A 16,656-nucleotide genomic window follows, 5' to 3' on the forward strand; every position below is an offset into this window, starting at 1 on the left:
TCCCGACGAGAGGAACAGACTGATGATCGAGTACACCCCGGTGTTCACCCTGACAGTAGATGACCATGTGATGATCGCGCATTCGCTGCAGGACGAGTTTTTCGGCCCCGCCCAGCAACTGCACGGCGCCACTTTGGCCATTCATGCCAGCTTCGAGCGTCAGGGACTTGATGAGCACGGAGTGGTGATGGACATCGGCTTAGCATCTGAACTGCTCGCACAGGTTCTGCAACCGCTGCGCTACCGGAACCTGGATGAGCACCCTGATTTCGTCAACAAGCTCTCCACCACTGAAGTGGTCGTCCAGCATGTTGCCCTGCGCCTGGCCGAGGCGCTGCCGCAGGGGCATGGTCTGCGCGCTGTGGAGGTGGAGGCCGAGGAGCACCCGCGCGCCCGCGCCCGTGTGCGAATCGAGCTGGATCCGCAGCGGTGATCCTCTGGGTGGAGCCCGCCTTAGACAGTGTCAACGGTGGCACTGTCAGCGGCGGGCTGCGTTATAACCAGCAGCTTCGTGAGGCCTTGGATCGGCTTGGAGCGCAGACCTCTACGCTGAGCGTCCCTCCCCCGCAGACCGACGACGACGTGGCGCATCTGCTGGAACTCATTCGGAGTCAGCAGCGCGAGCTCACTCCACAGCTGACGGTGGTGGATGGATTATTGGGCTCGAGAATGCCCGAGCTATTCCTCCGCATGGATGAGCCGTCCGCGCCGAGCCAGGTGCTCCTGGTTCATCTGCCGGTGGCGGCTGAGCTTGAGGCTGAGGGCCTGGGCGATCCCGAGGCGGTCAAGCGTGAACGCACTGCGGTGCAGGAAGCAGACCATGTGGTGGCCGTGAGCCAATGGGGTGCTGCAGAACTGCGCCGGCGCTACCGTCGTCAGGAGATCGCCGTGGCAGAACCGGGGGTGCAGGTGCCGGAGGCCCTTTCCTCCGTCTCCGTCAGAGAGAACGACGACGCCCCATTGAGTTTCGCCTGTGTGGCCACGTGGAACCCGCTGAAGAATCATCGTCTTCTGCTGGAGGCGCTTAGACCGCTGGTGGGCATGAACTGGCGACTGGTCTTGGCTGGTCCTGGTGCAGATCAGGAGCCCGGAGCGGGCCTGCTTGCCCAGATGGAGAAGCACTTAGCAGGACACGTGGATCACCGTGGTCTGCTGAGCCCCGAGGGTGTTAGTGCACTATGGCCAGAGTCGGATCTGCTGTTGTTACCGTCGCTTGTGGAGACCTACGGCATGGTGGTGACCGAAGCCTGCTCATATGGCGTTCCGGCCTTTGTCGCCTCCGGCACTGGCGCCGTCGAGGCAGCCAGCGAGGCAGGTCTCGCGCTGGATCCGCGGAATGCGCACGCCTGGACCACCGCGCTGCATCGCTTCCTGACAAGTCCCGAGCTACGTCACGAACTGAACCAGGCGGCGCAGCGGCGTCGTCATCATCTGCCCACCTGGGGACAGGCCGCTGAGGTTATTCTCTCCCTCCGATAGGATGGGACGGCTGCCTTATGCAGCTGAAGCCGTCAGGCTTACGGGGAGTTAGCTCAGTTGGTTAGAGCAGGGGACTCATAATCCCTTGGTCGCGGGTTCAAGTCCCGCACTCCCTACGGAAGTGTTCGGTTATCCGCGTTGAGAACGCCTGGCCTGCGGTGCGTCCAATGGGAGCAGCCGGTCAGGCTCGTTGACACAGCGAAGCCCGGGCTCAGAGCGATTCGTGCGCTTCTGAGCCCGGGCTTCGTGCTGTACAAGGACCTTCACTTATGGGCTGAAGGCTCGCCCCGCGGATTAGATTCGGCCGCGCCACGCGCCTGTGGCGTAGTCCTCAGATTCGATGAACTCCTTGAACCGCTCCAGGTCCTTCTCTGCGCGGTTCTCCACCACGTTGAGCTTGTCGCCCACTTTCTCCACCCAGTCCTCGGGCTCATACTCCAGCTCCAGATGCACTTCGGTGCTATCCGGTGATGCCGGGCGGAAAGTCACGGTGCCAGTGTTCGTGGCGCCTTCTGTGGCTGCCCAGGAAATCACCTCATCCGGCTCCTGCCGCAGGATCTCCGCCGTCCATTCGCGGCTGACTCCGCCGATAGAGGCTTTCCACTCCAACTGCTTGTCAGTGACCTGGCGAACGCTCTCCACCCCGCCCATGAAGTGCGGGAAATCCTCGAACTGGGTCCACTGGTTATACACAGTGCTCAGCGGGACATTTACAACAACGGTCTTGTCAACCTTGGTGGTCATGACTTCTCCTTACGGATTGTCTAGTCGGCGCGGCGGATCGGTAACACCGCGATATTCGCGACTCTACTGACCCGGAACAGTGGCTCACCAGGGGTTTTAGCTGTGCAATTACTGAGAAGTTCCTCCACGCGGAAGACGGCTTACGCGTGGAACTGGTCCAGCTCCACCCAGTCGGCCCCCTCATAGAGAGCCTCGTAAGCTGCCATGGTCTTACCGATGGCGTGTTGGTTGGCCTTCTCACGGCTTGCAGCTCCCATAGCTGCACGCTCCACCGCGGACTTTCGGAAGATCTGATTCAGCTTCTCGGCAAGATCGGCACTGTTATTGGGCTCGAACAGGTAACCGTTCTCCCCCTCCGAGACCAGATGCGGCAGGGCCAGCGCATTGGCGAGCACCACAGGCTTGGCGGCGCTCATCGCCTCCAGCGATACCAGAGACTGCAGTTCGGCGGTGCCAGGCTGGCAGAAAGCATCGGCAGCGATATAGGCACGCCGCAGTTCGACGTCGTCGACATGACCGCGCATGTTGACCCGATCTTGGAGCCCAAGAGCCTCCACCTGATCACGCAGCTTGTCGCGCTGCTCCCCATCACCAATGATCTCCAGAGAAATGTCAAGCACCGGGTCGGTCTTGGAGATCGCGTCAATGAGAACGTCCACGTTCTTCTCAACCGCCAGCCGACCCACGAAAAGAACGGTGGGCTTGTCTCGGGTTGGCACGTTCTCGCCCGGCCGCACCGTGTAGTAGTCCACATCGATTCCGTTGGACAGCGGCAGGACCCGGTCGAAACCGGCCTTCTCCACCATAGTGCGAGCAGCCAGCGGAGTAGGAGTGGTGACCACTGAAGTCTTCCCCATGAGCCGTCCCATATCTCGCCACGAATTGGCAGAGACGATGCGCTTGAACCACCGCGGGAAAGGAAGGAACGGATCCAGGTTCTCCGGCATGAAGTGGTTGGTCGCCACAGTGCGGATGCGCCGGGCTTCCGCGGCTTCGATCGCGGCTTTGCCGATCATGTAATGGCACTGAACATGCACAACATCCGGCTCGATGCTGTCCATCAATCGACCCATCGCCGGCTCCACCAGCCACGGCAGGCACAGCCTGTAATACTCATGGGTGGGCGCTTTGAAGGAGCGGAAACGGTGGATCGTGGCCTCATCGCGCTGTTCCACAGTGTCAGGCCCGGGGCCCGGACGGGCTGCGGCAATGTGGACCTCATGGCCGCGGGCGTTCATATGCTTGGCCAGCCGGTAGCCAAATACAGCCGCCCCATTCACGTCTGGTGGATAAGTATCGGCAGCAATAAGGATGCGCAGCGGCTTCCCGGAATTCACGTGGCGCTTACCTCTGCAGTCTCAGCGGATGGTCGGGGCTGGGCCCAGCTCTTTCGATCCCATGGGTTGATGCCATGACGGCGTAGCCGGCGGAACTTGGCGTGGGCCTGCACAAAATAATCTACCGAAGCGATCACATGCATCACGCATGCCGCAATCAACAACGACTCAGCCACCAAGGGAAACAAACCGTCCAGGTGGGCAGCGAAGCGCTCAGTCCGCGCCAGGAGCATCAGCGGCAGCGCCACCATGAGCCCTGCGGTGCGCACCTTCCCCATAGCGGAGACCGGCAGGTGCGGTGTTCCGACAAATAGCAGCGCCGCGTTGAGGAAGAGCACTAGGTCCGGCACAAAGATGACCCAGAAAAGCCAACCCGGAAGAACCTGGAAGTAGACCAAGCTCAGGGTCACGATCACCATCGCCAGACGGTCGGCCAGCGGATCCAGCCAGCGGCCTACGGTGCTGAGCTGGTTGAAGAAGCGCGCCACGAACCCGTCGATCCAGTCAGTGGCCCCCAGCGCTACCAGCACCCAGAAGGCGTGCATATATTCGGATTCGCTGACGAACCACACGAAAACCGGAACTAGCAGGAACCGCAGTACGGTGATGACATTCGGAACAGTCCAGAATGTAGTGCGCACGGTGTACTCGAAACCCTCCCGGGTTCCGGCACCAATGAGTCTCACAGAATTAAGTCTATTTCTTCATCAGTTCGCGAAGGAAGACCGCGCCTGCGGCCACAGAGCCTGCAGCTACACTCAAAGGCTTCCAACGCTGGGCAACAAATTCGCGCGCCTTGTCAGTGGTCTCATGAGTGGACTGGGCAGGTTCTGCCGTGTTCTGTGCCTGATTCAGCGGGGAGGAGGCCAGCTCGTCATCGGCCTGCTTCTTCGGCAGTCGGGCTACCAGCTGATCCTGCAGTCCGGCCAGGTGATCACGGCGCAGGCTGGTGCGACGCAGGAGCTCCCGGTACGTCGGTTTCTGCGGTGATCCACCACCGGGCTTCTTGCGCGCTTCGGCAGCCCGGCGCTTAGCCTCTTCCTTCTGACGGCGCTTCTCTTCATCGGCGCGATCCAGTGAACGAGGATCGAAGTCAGTGCCCTCGCGGGCGATACCCAGATCCATGCGCAGGCCTCGGATGGCGTCCTCCGGGACAAGGGGCATGGTCTTCTTCAGCTTTTGCAGTCCGATCAGCGCGAAGATCAGCGCAATGATCAGAAACACTCCAGCCACGATCAGTGCCGCAGCCCAGAGCTGGAAGATCAGAGACAAAGCGGCGATGGCGGCCACAATGAGCGCCACCACCAAGAAGGTCACGAAGACCAGGCCAACCACCATCAGACCAGCGGCGATACCAGCGGCAACGCCTTTGGCCTTCATCTGGCCGATGGCCAGTTGAATCTCATCGTTGATCTGCTTCGGGCCCAGCCGCAGGACAACCTTGATGAGGTCGAACAGCGAAGGGCGGCGTGCTGTGCTCTTATTCTGCGACGTCGCTTGCTGCACCACGACAGCGCCTCCATCCTGAATCGGGCGGTCCAATATGGACCAAACTACCACTGAAGCCCCATAAAGCACCCTCCTCAGGACGGCGTAGCATAGATGTTATGGCCCGGGACTATGACCTCGACGAGCTTTATGCCAACACCTACACCGAAGAGGACCGGCGGGCTTTTGAGAATCAGCCGACCTCGGAGAAGAAGTTCCTTGTGGCCTGGGCCCTAGCCCTGTTCCTGGGTCCCATAGGTGCCCAGCGCTACTATCTGGGTTTTCTCCCCACCGCGATGCTGAAAACACTGATGTGCTGCGGCGGCGCTGTTCTGCTCGTGCTGGAAGCCGTCACTCCTGGACTGGCACTGCTGGGCGTGGTGGGCGCATGGACCATCATCGACCTGTTCCTGCTGCTTTCGGGAACCATGCGGGACCGCAAAGATCATCGGCTCGCCGGCTACGCGAAGTACGGCGGGATCTGCGCGGCATTAACCGTCCTGGTCCTCGTAGGCTTTGTCGTGGTGGCGATGGTGGTCGGCACCTCCGCAGCGGTCTCCGGGAACTAACCGACCCGCAGTGGCGAGGTCTCCTCGCCCGCGGGACTACTCAGTGCCGATCGGAACTACTCAGCGTCGATCTGGCCGATAGGCGTGCGCTTCTCCGCCTGGAACTGATCCTCGACTCGCCCATGAGCCCAGTAGGCCGAGAGTGACATGCCCCGGCGCTCGAGTCCGCGCTCCTGCACCAGAAGGCGTCGCACCTGCTTCATCTGCTCGCGTTCACCATGGATGAAGACCTGCACATCACCGGCGGGGATCTCCAGCCGCGCTATCGCGCTGGCGAGCAATGTTGTCTCAGGGCTGAAGTCTGCACCGCGGTACAACCAGATGACGTCGATGCCAACAGGTGCGCTGATCGGGAGCTGCTCGGCGGCGTCGCGAACTTCGAGAAGGGCCACGCCCTGGGCAGTCTCGGGCATGGCCTCTAAGGCCGCGGCCACTGCTGGAAGCGCCGCCTCATCACCTGCCAGCAGATGCCACTGGGCCTCAGGACGCGGGCCGTACCCGCAACCGGGCCCGAAGAAGCTCATCAGATCCCCCGGTTTAGCCTGTGCCGCCCAGGGGCCGGCCAGGCCTTCATCACCGTGAATCACAAAGTCCACCCAGAGCTGCTGGTTCTCCCGGTCGATGTGCCGGACGGTATAGGTGCGGGTCACAGGCATCTGCTCCTGAGGCAGCTGCTCGCGTAGCACATCGAGGTCGTAGGGACGCTGCAGCTGAAGCTGCGGATCGGCAAAAAGCAGTTTGATGTAGTGGTCCGTGGCGTCCTTGAACTCCAGCTGCTCGAATCCCGCTCCACCAAAGACCACGCGCACCATATGCGGTGTCAACTGCTCGGTGCGGACCACCTCCATGAGAGTCTGCACACGAGGTTTACGAGGGCGGGCGGGAGCAGCGGCGACTTCAGCGGACATGCCCCCAGCCTACAGGAAGGTATACCTTACCTCGAAGCCGCACACTAGCGAACATTGCTGTGACGCAATCGTTGGCCTCTTCCGCCGTGCGCCATAAGTTGAGCGGGATTCACTCAAGTTTTGGAATATGCTGTGGCGCGGCTCTGTTGAGATAGATGGCACCGTAAACATGCGGTACCCCGCAACGGCAACGTTGTCGGTAGTGAGTTCCGATGAGCTGAAGGAGCTGATTGCTGATGATGACCACCAACCTGACGCGCCTGGACCCGTTCTCGATCTTTGATGACATGATGCGCTCAATGCGCAGCCCGCTGAGCCAGGACGTCCAGCGAAATGCTGGATTCGTACCGGCTGTAGACGCCCATCGCGAGGATGAGGACCTGGTACTGGCCGTAGACCTCCCGGGCGTGGATCCCGAACAGGACCTCTCTGTGGAGCTCAGCGGCCGCACCCTCACCATCTCCGGTGAGCGTCGCAGCCGCAATGACGCCGAAGGCCTGCGAGAGATCCGCTATGGGCGTTTCTCCCGCACTGTCACCCTGCCCGGAGAGGTCGCTGAGGAGTCGATCTCTGCTGATTACACCGACGGCGTTCTCAGCGTTCGGGTCACAGGGGTGTACGCGGAGGAAAAGCCTCGCAAGATCAGCATCACCGCGGGCATACGCTCCGAGCACCCGGGAAGCAAGGACCAGGTTGAAGTCGCCACGGACGAGAAGCAGCAGATCGCCGCGTAACGCAGCAGCCGTCTAATGCCTTGGTGACAGGCGAGGGCCGCCCAGTTCGGGCGGCCCTCGTTCATGGGGTCAGAAAACGATCGTGGTGTTGCCGTGCCGTATCACCCGATCTTCGCAGTGCCATTTCACCGCACGAGAGAGCACCGCTCGCTCCACATCGGCTCCGTAGCGGGTGAGCTGGGCGACGTCGTCGGCATGGGACACCCGGATGACATCCTGCTCAATAATCGGCCCCTCATCCAGATCCTCCGTCACGTAGTGAGCAGTGGCACCGATAAGCTTCACACCGCGATCCTTGGCCTTCTGGTAGGGCCCAGCGCCGATGAAGGCGGGCAGGAAGCTGTGGTGAATATTGATGATGGGCGCCCCGACCTGCTCCAGGAACTCCGGGGAGAGAATCTGCATGTATCGAGCCAGGACTATCAGGTCCACATTCCCCTGCAGAAGCTCCAAGTGTTTTGCTTCGGCAGCGGCCTTGTTGTGCTTATCCACCGGGACATGGAAGTACGGGATGCCGAATGTGCGCACGTCGTCGGCCAGGTCCGCGTGGTTGGAGATCACCATGGCGATATCCACCGGCAGCTCGCCGCGCCGGTGACGCCACAGCAGGTCCAGCAGACAGTGATCGGTCTTGGAGGCAAAGATTGCCACCCGCTTGGGCCGGGCGGCGTCGGTCAGCTGCCAGTCCATGCTGAACCGTCCGGCGAGCTTGGCTTCAATGGCAGCCTCCACCTCGGGCCTCGCGGCGGCAAAGCCGGGCAGGTGGAACACCGTGCGCTGGAAGAACTGACCACCCTCCACACCGGTGGAGTACTGGTCCAAGGAGATGATGTTGCCCCCCAGCTCCGCAATGGTCTGAGATACAGCAGCGACGATGCCGTGCTGGTCGGGGCAGGAGATGATGAGGCGGGCGATATCGGCAGAGGCAGTCACAGCCGGACAGTCTAGCCGGGAAAGCAAAAGGTCCCCACCACATGGTGAGGACCTTTCACATTATGAGCTCCCCCGGTTGGACTCGAACCAACAACCACCCGATTAACAGTCGGGTGCTCTGCCATTGAGCTACGGAGGAAAGCGACTAAAAAATGGTAGCAGGGAAATGGCCGGGGAGGGAAATCGGCCTCCTCAGCGCGGGATTCCCGCCATAGGATGGAGGCTGTGACTGAACTGAACCGGCTCTCGATTTTTACCGGCAGCGCCTCTGGACATGACCTGACCTACCAACAGGAAGTGCGCACACTCGGGGCCGCATTGGCCGAGGCCGGAGTCGGCGTGGTCTACGGCGGCGGCAAGGTCGGGCTCATGGGCCAGATCGCCGATGCCGCCTTGGAGGCCGGAGGCGAAGTCATCGGAGTGATCCCCGAGGTTCTCGTGGAGCGCGAGGCCGCACACCGCGGGCTGACCCAGCTTGAGGTGGTGGCAGATATGCACACCCGCAAAGCATGCCTGGGAGAACTCGGTGATGCATTCGTCACGCTCCCTGGTGGCATGGGCACCCTGGAAGAACTCTTTGAGGTGTGGACCTGGCAGTACCTGGGGATCTACGCCAAGCCCGTAGCGTTGTACAACACCAAGGGCTTCTGGAATCCGCTGCTTAAGATGATCGATCACCAGGTGGATGAGGGCTTCATCGCCGGCTGGCGCCGCGACGCCCTGGTCATCGCCGACACCCCTGAGGATCTGATCAGCCAGCTGCGCGCCTGGGAGCCCCCAGCAGAGGATGTGACCTGATGGAGTTTCACGACGACGTGATCCCGGCCGCCGAAGAGCTGGTGCGGCTCTACAACGCGGTGGGCTGGACCAGTTACACCAAGGATCCGGAGCAGCTGGTGCGGGCTGCGGCCGGTTCATCCCTGGTCATCAGCGCCTGGGAGCACGGCCGGCTGTTAGGGCTCGCGCGGGTCATCAGCGATGGTGAGACCATCGCGTATCTGCAGGACATTCTGGTGGACCCTGAGCATCAGCGCCGCGGCATCGGCCGGGAGCTGTTCATCCGTGCGGCCACCCCCTTCGCCCATGTGCGCCAGAAAGTGCTGCTGACCGACGACGAGCCCGGTCAGCGTGCCTTCTACGAATCCTTAGGCTTCACCGAGATTCGTGAAGTCGGCGGCAGTGCGCTGCGCTCCTTCGTCCGTTTCGACTGACCTCTTCAGCTGACGACTCGCGCCGGCGGTACAGACTCAGAGGAACTTGCCGAAGGTCATGACCTGCTGTCTGCTGTAGCCGAGCTTGTCGTAGAAACTAGCGACCACGTCATTGCCCTCGCGCACCATCAGCATCAGCTTGGGGATGTTTTGCTCACGCAGCCAGTCCTCGGCTGCTGCCACCAACTGAGCGCCGATCTGCTGCCCGCGCAGGCTAGGCTCCACCGCCAGGTAGTAGATCCAGCCGCGGTGTCCTTCATGACCCACCATGACTGTGCCTGCCAGTTGGCCACCAACAATGGCGGTGAGCACATCCGAGGCCGGACCGCCCATGGCCCGCCGGCAATCCTGGTGCGGGTCATTCCACGGCCTGGTCAGCCCCGCTGTTTCCCAGAGGGCGACGGCGGCGTCAATTTCCCCTGCCTGAAGTGGGCGGATCTGCAGGCTCTGCTCAACTGCGGCAGCTGCAGCCTCACTCATGGGTTCACCGGACGGATTGCCAGCTCCTCCACCATGGAGGCCGCGGGCATCTCGATGGCCAGGCGCACAGTATCAGCCACAGATTCTGGTGCGATGTAGCGGCCGCCGTCGTAGTTGGCATTGCCATAGGACTCCTGCAGCGCCACCTGCATGTCAGTGTCCACCTGCCCTGGGTGGATGGAGGTGACTCGCACGGTCCCGCGCTCTTCATCCCGCAGCGCGTCAGTAAAAGCACGCAGCGCGAATTTGGTGCCGGAGTAGAGGGCGCTTCCCCCGCGGGAACGGTAACCGGACCCGGAGTTGATGGTGATGACCTCTCCGCGGGCTGCGCGCAGCGCCGGAAGGGTCAGCCGGGTCAGCTCCGCGACGGCGAATACGTTGATCTCAAACATCTGCCGCCATTCCGACAGGGGGGCCTCGGCCACGTCACGCATCCACGCCAGACCCGCCGAATGCACCAGCACATCCAGCCGCGTCAGCCCGGTCTGCTCCCAGGCCTGCTTCATTGCTTCGGCGTCGCCCAGATCCGCGATGAACGCTTCGGCACTGGGGAGTGCCTCCACGACGGCCTGGACTCGCTCAGCGTTGGTCCCGCCCACCAGGATGTGGTGGTCGCGCCCAAGGTTTTCGGCGATGGCTCGCCCGATGCCTCGGGAGGCGCCGGTGATCAGGGCAACAGGCTTAGCGGCGGTGTCAGTGCTCATGCGCCCAGCTTAGTCGCGCCCCCGATCCTTCTGAGAGCTGCGGATGATACGGAACGTAACATCACTGACGAGCAGCTGAGAAGCCGTCAATATTGTTGAGCGAAAGCTCCCCATAAGCAGCATTCTGGGCTTATGATACGAAACGTAAAGTCTTGACGAGAAAGGCGGCAGTCATGGGTGACGAGCACACCTTCACCCTGGATGAGGGCCTGGTGGTGCGCCCTTTGTCCGGGATCGAGGAACTCCGTGGAGCCTGTCGCATCTACCGGGAGGTCTTCTCCTATACCGGTGAGGACCAGGGGCTGAATCCCCGCTTGCTGCTGAGCCTCACCCAGCACGGTGGTTCGGTAGTCGGGGCAGTCAATCCTGCAGGAGTTGTACTTGCGATGGCCTACGGCTGGACAGCAGTTGACCAGAGCCCAGCGGATCCGCATGTCTACCACTTCTCGCAGGCAGCAGTGGTAGCAGCCTCGCTGCAAGGCAAAGGTGTGGGCCGTGCGATGAAGAAGGTTCAGGCGGCGGTGGCCGCGTCCGCTGGGGCCACTCGAATGCGCTGGACCTATGATCCGCTGCTGAGCCGCAACGCCCACTTCAACCTCGATGTACTCGGCGCCCGCGGACGCTGGTTCGTCCAAGATGCACAGGGGCTGCCCGGAACCGACCGAATCACCGTGGAATGGGCGCTCACCGATAGCGCGCACTCTGCTCCGGACTCCCCCACCGGCGGGGACACCCAAGAGCTTGTTATCCCTGCGGTCAAGCCTCTTGCCGGTGTTGACGACGAGCTGATTCAGCAGTTGCGGGATCGCTTCCAGCAGCTTTTCGCCGCCGGTTACGTGGCAGTTTCCTGCCGTCGCCTGGGCGAGGACCAGGCCGTGTATGAGTTCAGGAGACCTCAGTGAGCACCTCAGGACAGGATCGCGCTGGTGCCCGCGGACCGGATAATCCCGCAGCCCGCTATGGCAGCCGGATGGGTGCTCGGTCGTCCTCGGCCGCATTGCAGGCTCGGTTGATCAAACAGGAACGCACCGTTTTGGACCAGCTCTTTGATGAGATCCAGGCCGAAGACTCGGTGGCTCGAGTCGCTGCAGTGCTGGCCGGGGCCCGCCGTCGTTTCATCTCCGGGGCTGGGCGATCAGCAGCCTTTGCCCACCTGCTGGACCTGGACCTCTCCCACGGGGTCCCACATGTGACTCATATTGATGGCACCACCGTCCGGCCGCTGGATGTGCTCCCCGACGTACGCGCCACGGATGCGCTGATCGTTTTCGCTATGCGGCGCTACCGCCGAGAGACGGTCCAGTTGGCCGAGCAGTTCGCCGAGCGCGGCGCCCAGGTGGTGGCCGTGACCGATGCCGCCGATTCACCGGTGCTGCAGTTTGCCGCAGAGCACATCATTGTGCCCACAGCCTCAGCCTCAGTGACCGATTCAGCCACCGGCGTCGTCGCTGTCATTCACCTACTGACCGCTCTGACCACCGCAAGCTCCAAGGGCAGCCGACGCCGGCTGGCCGAGCGAGAAGATCTGATTGAACAGATGGGACTGTATATCTGATGCGTATCACCGATGTGATCCTCCACGATGTGGAGCTGCCGCTGGTCCATTCCTTTGAGACCAGCTCCCACCGCAAGTCCTCGCTGCGCCACCTGCTGGTGGAGATGATCGATGCCGACGGCGCGCGAGGGTGGGGCGAGATCGCCTCCCCTGCCGGGCCCTACTACGCTCCAGAAACCACGACGACGGCATGGTACGTGGCCAGTGAATACCTGATCCCCGCGGTGCTGGGCAAAGAATGGGAGCATCCGACGGAGGTTGCAGGTTTCTTCAGCAAGATCCGCGGGCATTTCTTTGCCAAGGCAGGCTTGGATATGGCGGCCTGGACGCTGTTTGCACAGAAGACCAGCACTCCCCTGGGAAAGGCGCTGGGCGGCACCCGGGACTCGGTAGTCGCGGGAGTCTCGCTGGGAATCGAACCAAGCATTGATGAACTGCTGAGCCAGGTGCAGAAGCATGTCGCCGCCGGCTATCCCCGGGTCAAACTGAAGATCGCGCCGTCGTCCTCCACCGGGGCGGCCTGGGATGTGGAGCCGGTGCGGGCAGTGCGTCAGGCCTTTCCTGATCTGGATGTCCACGTGGATGCCAATGGCGCCTACCTGGGCGACACGGCTTCATTCGAAGTCTTCCGGGCGCTGGATGAGTTCGAGTTGACGATGATCGAACAGCCGTTTGCGCCGCGAAATCTGCTGGATCACGCCCGGCTCCAGAAGGAGTTGAACACTCCGGTCTGCCTGGACGAATCCGTGGAAACTCTGGACGATCTGCGCACCGCCGTCGCCCTGAAAGCTGGCGGTGTGCTCAATATCAAGGTCTCGCGCATGGGTGGGCTGAGTCCCGCCCGCGAGGCCCACAAGATTGCCACGGAGGCGGGGTGGCCGGTGTGGTGTGGAGGAATGCACGAATTCGGCGTGGGACGGTTGGCCAATGTGGCGCTCTCCTCGCTGCCCGGCTTCAGCCTGCCTTCGGATGTCTCCGCCAGTGAGAAGTACTATGCGCGCGACATCATCGACCCGGCGGTCACAGCCGAGCAGGGCGTGGTGCAGGTACCCACGGCCCCGGGACTGGGCGCAGAGATCCGTACCGAGGTCATCGACGAGCACGAAACTCGGCTGCAGCGCTTCAACGCCTAGGACTAGGTGCTAGGCGCTGAAGCGCTGAGTCATCAGGTACATACACCGAAGGGCCGGTGCTGCTTATTCGCAGTACCGGCCCTTCGGGTGTGTGAACGACTACGCCGTAGTGGGCAGTTCGATGTCCAGCTTTTCGTCGGTATTCGTCGAGTTGCCGCGGCCCCTGGCGCGCAGCACTGCCTGAATCACCACGGCAACTGCCACCAGCGCCAGGCCGATCCCGGAGATGACCAGGTCCGGCAGAATCATCATGACGCCGCCGACCACCAGCAGAAGCCGGTCCAGGACCGTGCCGCGGGCAATCAGATATCCCGCTAGGCCGGAGGAGACGGCAATCATGCCCAGGACCACGGTGATCAGTGGCAGGACCATGTCCCCCACCTCGCCCTGCAGCAGCAGAGCCGGTTCCAAGATGAAGGCGTACGGAATCAGGAATCCTGCAATCGCCATTCGCAATGCGCTGACACCAGCGCGCATGGGGTTCGCGTTGGCGATACCAGCACCGGCGAAGGCCGCCAGACACACCGGTGGAGTCACATCAGCAAGGATGCCGAAGAAGAACACGAACATATGCGCGGCGATCAGCGGCACATCGAAGTGGTTGTAGAGGATCGGTGCAGCAATGGTTGCGGTGACCACGTAGTTAGCGGTGGTCGGCAGCCCCATGCCCAGCACGATGCAGGCGATCATGACCATCACCAGCACCAGCAGGAAGTTGCCTCCGGCCAGATCCACCAGACCCGCGCCGAGCTGACCGCCCAGACCGGTGGAGGTCACCGTACCGGCCACAATGCCTGCCGAGGCACATGCTGCAATGACCGGCAACGCAGTCCGCGCACCAGCAATGAGCATGTTGATCACTACATGCAGCAGGGCCAGCGCGAGTTTCCCGATCTCAACGGCCATAGCTTGGCCTCCGCGGGAACGAGATTCCATCACCACCGGCACCATGTGCTCAATGACCGCACGGCCGAAACTGAGCACCAGGGCCGTTCCGATGCCGAATAGGGCCGCACGCATGGCGCTGGTGCCCACCAGCAGAGAGGAGATGATGACGATCAGCGGCAGCAGCATATCCAGTCGAACCAGCAGCGAACGCCAGCTGGGCAGCTGTTCTGGCCGCAGGCCCTTGAGCTCATTGCGCTTGGCCTCGAAGTGCACCGAGAGGAACACGCCCAGGAAGTAGAGCATCGACGGGATGACCGCGATGACGATCAGCTCGTTGTACTCAAGATTCGGGATGTTCTGGGCCATGATGAAAGCGGCTGCGCCCATAATGGGCGGCACCAGCTGGCCACCGGTGGAGGCCGTGGCCTCGGTAGCGGCTGCGATATGCGGCTTGAATCCGGCTTTCTTCATGATGGGAATGGTGAAGGAACCCGAGGCCACAGTGTTTGCCACTGAGGAGCCGGACACCATGCCCTGCAGACCCGATGCGGCCACTGCGGCCTTGGCCGGTCCGCCGGAGAAACGGCCGGCAGCGCGGAAAGCCAGGTCATTGAAGAACTGACCAATATTGGTGCGCAACAGCACTACCGCGAAGAACAGGAAGAGGAAGATGAAGTTCGCCGAGACCTGGATCGGAGTGCCGAAGACGCCAGCGCCGGAGGACAAGAACGTATTGGTGGCGAACTCGCTCCAGTCCTGACCACGATGGCCCCACCCCTCAGCGCTGATGTGGTTGCCGAAGAGGGCATAGGAAATAGCCACACCGGCCACAATCACAATGGGAAGGCCCACGCAACGGCGGGTTGCCTCCAGCACCAGGATGAGACCGATGCTGGCCACCAGAATGTCGGTGTCGCTGTAGCCCAGGATCTGCACCCGGTTGGAGACCAGGTATTCATAGTTGAAGAAGATGTAGAGGCTGCAGAACATAGCTGCGGCTGCCAGGATGACGTCGTACCACGCGATGCCGCGGTGACGTCCCAGCAGGATATTGAGCCAGCGGTTTCCTTCTGACGGTCGGAGCAGCCGTTTGGAAGCCGGGTACAGCAGGAAGATCAGCGCCAGTGCGCCGGCCACGTGCAGCGACCCGTGCATCCAGGTGTTATACGGCCGGTAGAAGGCCGAAAACAGGTGGTAAAGCGTGAAGGCAACCGAGAGTCCTCCGATAAGCCAACCCCACCAGCCCAGATCCGTGCGGAACCGGCTGGAGATGTCATGCTCGCGGAGGACGTCCTCGGCCTTCTCCTCAGCAGCAGCCCCGGGCTTCGCATCCTTGGGGAAGGAGGAAGCCCGGGGCTGCTCTGCTGCAGCAGTCTGCATCACGGAAGTTCGACGCCCTGCTCTTCGAAGTAACGCTGTGCGCCCGGGTGCAGCGGGATCTCGCCTACGCCGGTCAGCGCGTTCTCGAGGTCAATGTTGCGTCCCACATCCAGGGTCACTTCGTCAGAGTGCTCGAACAGTGCTGCGGTGATCTCATACGCCAGATCCTCGCTCACCTGGGTGGTGGAGGCCACCAGGGCGGCGAACACCGACAGTGTGGTGACGTCCTCATCCAGGAAATCGTAGGAGTCAGCAGGGATGTCATAAGCCTCGTACAGGCCGCCCTCGCCGATCTCTTCAGCTTCATCCTGCGGCAGGGAGATCAGCTGCACGTCAGTGGTGGCGGCCAGGCTGGTCAGCGCGGCCACGGGCACACCCGCCACGAACATGGAGGCATCGATCTGACCGTCACCGAGCATCTCGGTGGAGGCTGCGAAGTCGGTCTCCTCAGGGGTGTATTCGATCTCGTAGTAGTCCAGGATGGCATCGGAGATGGCACGGGTGCCGGAGCCGACGTCACCGACGGCGATAGTAGCGCCTTCGAGATCCTCGATGGTCTCGATACCGGAATCCTCACGCACCACGATGTGCATGGCCTCAGGGTAGAGGTTCGAGATCCAGCCGAAGTTATCGACAGTGACGCCTTCGAGGTCTTCACCGAGATCGCCGGTGAGGGCGTTGACGGCGGTGTCGTTCTGGGTCATTGCCAGCTGGGACTGTTCCTGCAGGATACGGCCCAGGTTCACTGCTGAACCGCCAGATTCCACGTAGTTGACGGATGCCTCGGTGTTGTCCGAGAAGATCGTGGACAGCTCACCGCCCAGCGGGTAGTAGGTACCGCCGGTGCCGCCTGTGGTGAACTCCAGGTCCGTGACGAAGCTGTCCTCGTCGCCCACCTGGACGTCGCCGTCGGCGGCCTCGTTGTCGCCGTTGCCGTTGCCGCATGCGGCAAGTGCAGTCATCGCTGCGACTGCGGTTAGACCTGCAGCCTTTCGACGGATGCTCATGTGTTCCTCCTGGTCGAGTAAGTGTTCGGAATGGGCGAGTTCCACCTGCTGTCCAGCACGTAGTCAGGGTGCCCCCAGCCAATCCGTTGGTGATCAATCTAAGGCA

19 protein-coding genes and 2 tRNA genes are annotated in these 16,656 nt (G+C 62.1%); 10 read left to right on the forward strand and 11 right to left on the reverse strand.

Translation table 11 applies throughout. The annotated features are described in order from the left end of the window. Positions 1–22 precede the first annotated feature (22 nt). The 3 genes from ABEA23_RS00400 to ABEA23_RS00410 all read left to right on the forward strand — a co-directional run bounded on the left by ABEA23_RS00400 (position 23) and on the right by ABEA23_RS00410 (position 1,595). Positions 23–433 (forward strand): 6-pyruvoyl trahydropterin synthase family protein, encoded by a 411-nt coding sequence (locus tag ABEA23_RS00400; protein ID WP_345476166.1) that lies wholly within the window; start codon positions 23–25, stop codon positions 431–433. Continuing rightward, the gene (locus ABEA23_RS00405; protein WP_345476167.1) at positions 430–1,479 is read left to right on the forward strand and encodes a glycosyltransferase family 4 protein; all 1,050 of its coding nucleotides are present in this window, start codon (positions 430–432) and stop codon (positions 1,477–1,479) included. Before ABEA23_RS00400 ends, ABEA23_RS00405 begins: the two co-directional genes overlap by 4 nt. A 42-nt stretch (positions 1,480–1,521) precedes the next feature. Beyond that, positions 1,522–1,595, forward strand: a tRNA-Ile gene (locus ABEA23_RS00410). Between the two features lie 178 nt (positions 1,596–1,773). On the opposite strand, the gene ABEA23_RS00415 is transcribed toward ABEA23_RS00410, so the two are convergent. The 4 genes from ABEA23_RS00415 to ABEA23_RS00430 all read right to left on the reverse strand — a co-directional run bounded on the left by ABEA23_RS00415 (position 1,774) and on the right by ABEA23_RS00430 (position 5,069). Further along, positions 1,774–2,223, reverse strand: a complete 450-nt coding sequence (locus ABEA23_RS00415) for an SRPBCC family protein (protein ID WP_044494478.1) — start codon at positions 2,221–2,223, stop codon at positions 1,774–1,776. A gap of 140 nt (positions 2,224–2,363) precedes the next feature. Continuing rightward, positions 2,364–3,560, reverse strand: coding sequence for a glycosyltransferase (locus ABEA23_RS00420; RefSeq protein ID WP_345476168.1), 1,197 nt, complete (start codon positions 3,558–3,560; stop codon positions 2,364–2,366). After that, entirely contained in the window at positions 3,557–4,246 is a 690-nt protein-coding gene (locus ABEA23_RS00425; RefSeq protein WP_345476169.1) for a CDP-alcohol phosphatidyltransferase family protein, read from the reverse strand. Before ABEA23_RS00425 ends, ABEA23_RS00420 begins: the two co-directional genes overlap by 4 nt. A 10-nt stretch (positions 4,247–4,256) precedes the next feature. Beyond that, positions 4,257–5,069, reverse strand: a complete 813-nt coding sequence (locus ABEA23_RS00430; RefSeq protein WP_345476170.1) for a phage holin family protein — start codon at positions 5,067–5,069, stop codon at positions 4,257–4,259. Positions 5,070–5,167: 98 nt separating this feature from the next. Here ABEA23_RS00430 and ABEA23_RS00435 point away from each other — a divergent pair, with 98 nt between their 5' ends. Further along, entirely contained in the window at positions 5,168–5,617 is a 450-nt protein-coding gene (locus tag ABEA23_RS00435; protein ID WP_345476171.1) for an NINE protein, read from the forward strand. 56 nt (positions 5,618–5,673) lie between these two features. Here ABEA23_RS00435 and ABEA23_RS00440 read toward each other — a convergent pair whose 3' ends face one another. Beyond that, positions 5,674–6,525, reverse strand: coding sequence for a siderophore-interacting protein (locus ABEA23_RS00440; RefSeq protein ID WP_345476172.1), 852 nt, complete (start codon positions 6,523–6,525; stop codon positions 5,674–5,676). A 236-nt stretch (positions 6,526–6,761) separates the two neighbouring features. Here ABEA23_RS00440 and ABEA23_RS00445 point away from each other — a divergent pair, with 236 nt between their 5' ends. Then, entirely contained in the window at positions 6,762–7,259 is a 498-nt protein-coding gene (locus ABEA23_RS00445) for an Hsp20/alpha crystallin family protein (protein WP_345476173.1), read from the forward strand. Positions 7,260–7,328: 69 nt separating this feature from the next. On the opposite strand, the gene purU is transcribed toward ABEA23_RS00445, so the two are convergent. Then, positions 7,329–8,192 carry a formyltetrahydrofolate deformylase gene (purU, locus tag ABEA23_RS00450; protein WP_345476174.1) on the reverse strand — a complete coding sequence of 288 codons (864 nt, stop codon included), beginning with the start codon at positions 8,190–8,192 and terminating at the stop codon, positions 7,329–7,331. Between the two features lie 67 nt (positions 8,193–8,259). After that, a tRNA-Asn gene (locus tag ABEA23_RS00455) sits at positions 8,260–8,331 on the reverse strand. A gap of 86 nt (positions 8,332–8,417) precedes the next feature. Between ABEA23_RS00455 and ABEA23_RS00460 the strand changes: the two genes are divergently transcribed. Continuing rightward, complete coding sequence (locus tag ABEA23_RS00460; RefSeq protein ID WP_345476175.1) at positions 8,418–8,990, forward strand: LOG family protein; 573 nt, start codon at positions 8,418–8,420, stop codon at positions 8,988–8,990. Next, complete coding sequence (locus ABEA23_RS00465) at positions 8,990–9,403, forward strand: GNAT family N-acetyltransferase (protein WP_345476176.1); 414 nt, start codon at positions 8,990–8,992, stop codon at positions 9,401–9,403. Before ABEA23_RS00460 ends, ABEA23_RS00465 begins: the two co-directional genes overlap by 1 nt. 36 nt (positions 9,404–9,439) lie before the next feature. On the opposite strand, the gene ABEA23_RS00470 is transcribed toward ABEA23_RS00465, so the two are convergent. Next, the gene (locus ABEA23_RS00470; protein ID WP_345476177.1) at positions 9,440–9,883 is read right to left on the reverse strand and encodes a GNAT family acetyltransferase; all 444 of its coding nucleotides are present in this window, start codon (positions 9,881–9,883) and stop codon (positions 9,440–9,442) included. Beyond that, positions 9,880–10,587 (reverse strand): SDR family oxidoreductase, encoded by a 708-nt coding sequence (locus ABEA23_RS00475; protein WP_345476178.1) that lies wholly within the window; start codon positions 10,585–10,587, stop codon positions 9,880–9,882. The genes ABEA23_RS00470 and ABEA23_RS00475 overlap by 4 nt, the downstream gene beginning before the upstream one ends. A gap of 173 nt (positions 10,588–10,760) precedes the next feature. Between ABEA23_RS00475 and ABEA23_RS00480 the strand changes: the two genes are divergently transcribed. The 3 genes from ABEA23_RS00480 to menC are packed head-to-tail and all read left to right on the forward strand — an operon-like array spanning position 10,761 to position 13,275. After that, positions 10,761–11,489, forward strand: coding sequence for a hypothetical protein (locus ABEA23_RS00480; RefSeq protein ID WP_345476179.1), 729 nt, complete (start codon positions 10,761–10,763; stop codon positions 11,487–11,489). Beyond that, the gene (locus ABEA23_RS00485) at positions 11,486–12,142 is read left to right on the forward strand and encodes a MurR/RpiR family transcriptional regulator (protein ID WP_345476180.1); all 657 of its coding nucleotides are present in this window, start codon (positions 11,486–11,488) and stop codon (positions 12,140–12,142) included. The genes ABEA23_RS00480 and ABEA23_RS00485 overlap by 4 nt, the downstream gene beginning before the upstream one ends. After that, positions 12,142–13,275, forward strand: a complete 1,134-nt coding sequence (gene menC / locus ABEA23_RS00490) for an o-succinylbenzoate synthase (RefSeq protein WP_345476181.1) — start codon at positions 12,142–12,144, stop codon at positions 13,273–13,275. The genes ABEA23_RS00485 and menC overlap by 1 nt, the downstream gene beginning before the upstream one ends. A 99-nt stretch (positions 13,276–13,374) precedes the next feature. On the opposite strand, the gene ABEA23_RS00495 is transcribed toward menC, so the two are convergent. Continuing rightward, on the reverse strand, positions 13,375–15,543 hold the full coding sequence (locus ABEA23_RS00495) for a TRAP transporter permease (RefSeq protein ID WP_345476182.1): 2,169 nt from the start codon (positions 15,541–15,543) through the stop codon (positions 13,375–13,377). Continuing rightward, complete coding sequence (locus ABEA23_RS00500) at positions 15,543–16,550, reverse strand: TAXI family TRAP transporter solute-binding subunit (protein ID WP_345476183.1); 1,008 nt, start codon at positions 16,548–16,550, stop codon at positions 15,543–15,545. Before ABEA23_RS00500 ends, ABEA23_RS00495 begins: the two co-directional genes overlap by 1 nt. Positions 16,551–16,656 lie beyond the last annotated feature (106 nt).

Source organism: Nesterenkonia rhizosphaerae, from assembly GCF_039544555.1.
In the GTDB taxonomy this organism is placed as follows: Bacteria; Actinomycetota; Actinomycetes; order Actinomycetales; family Micrococcaceae; genus Nesterenkonia; species Nesterenkonia rhizosphaerae.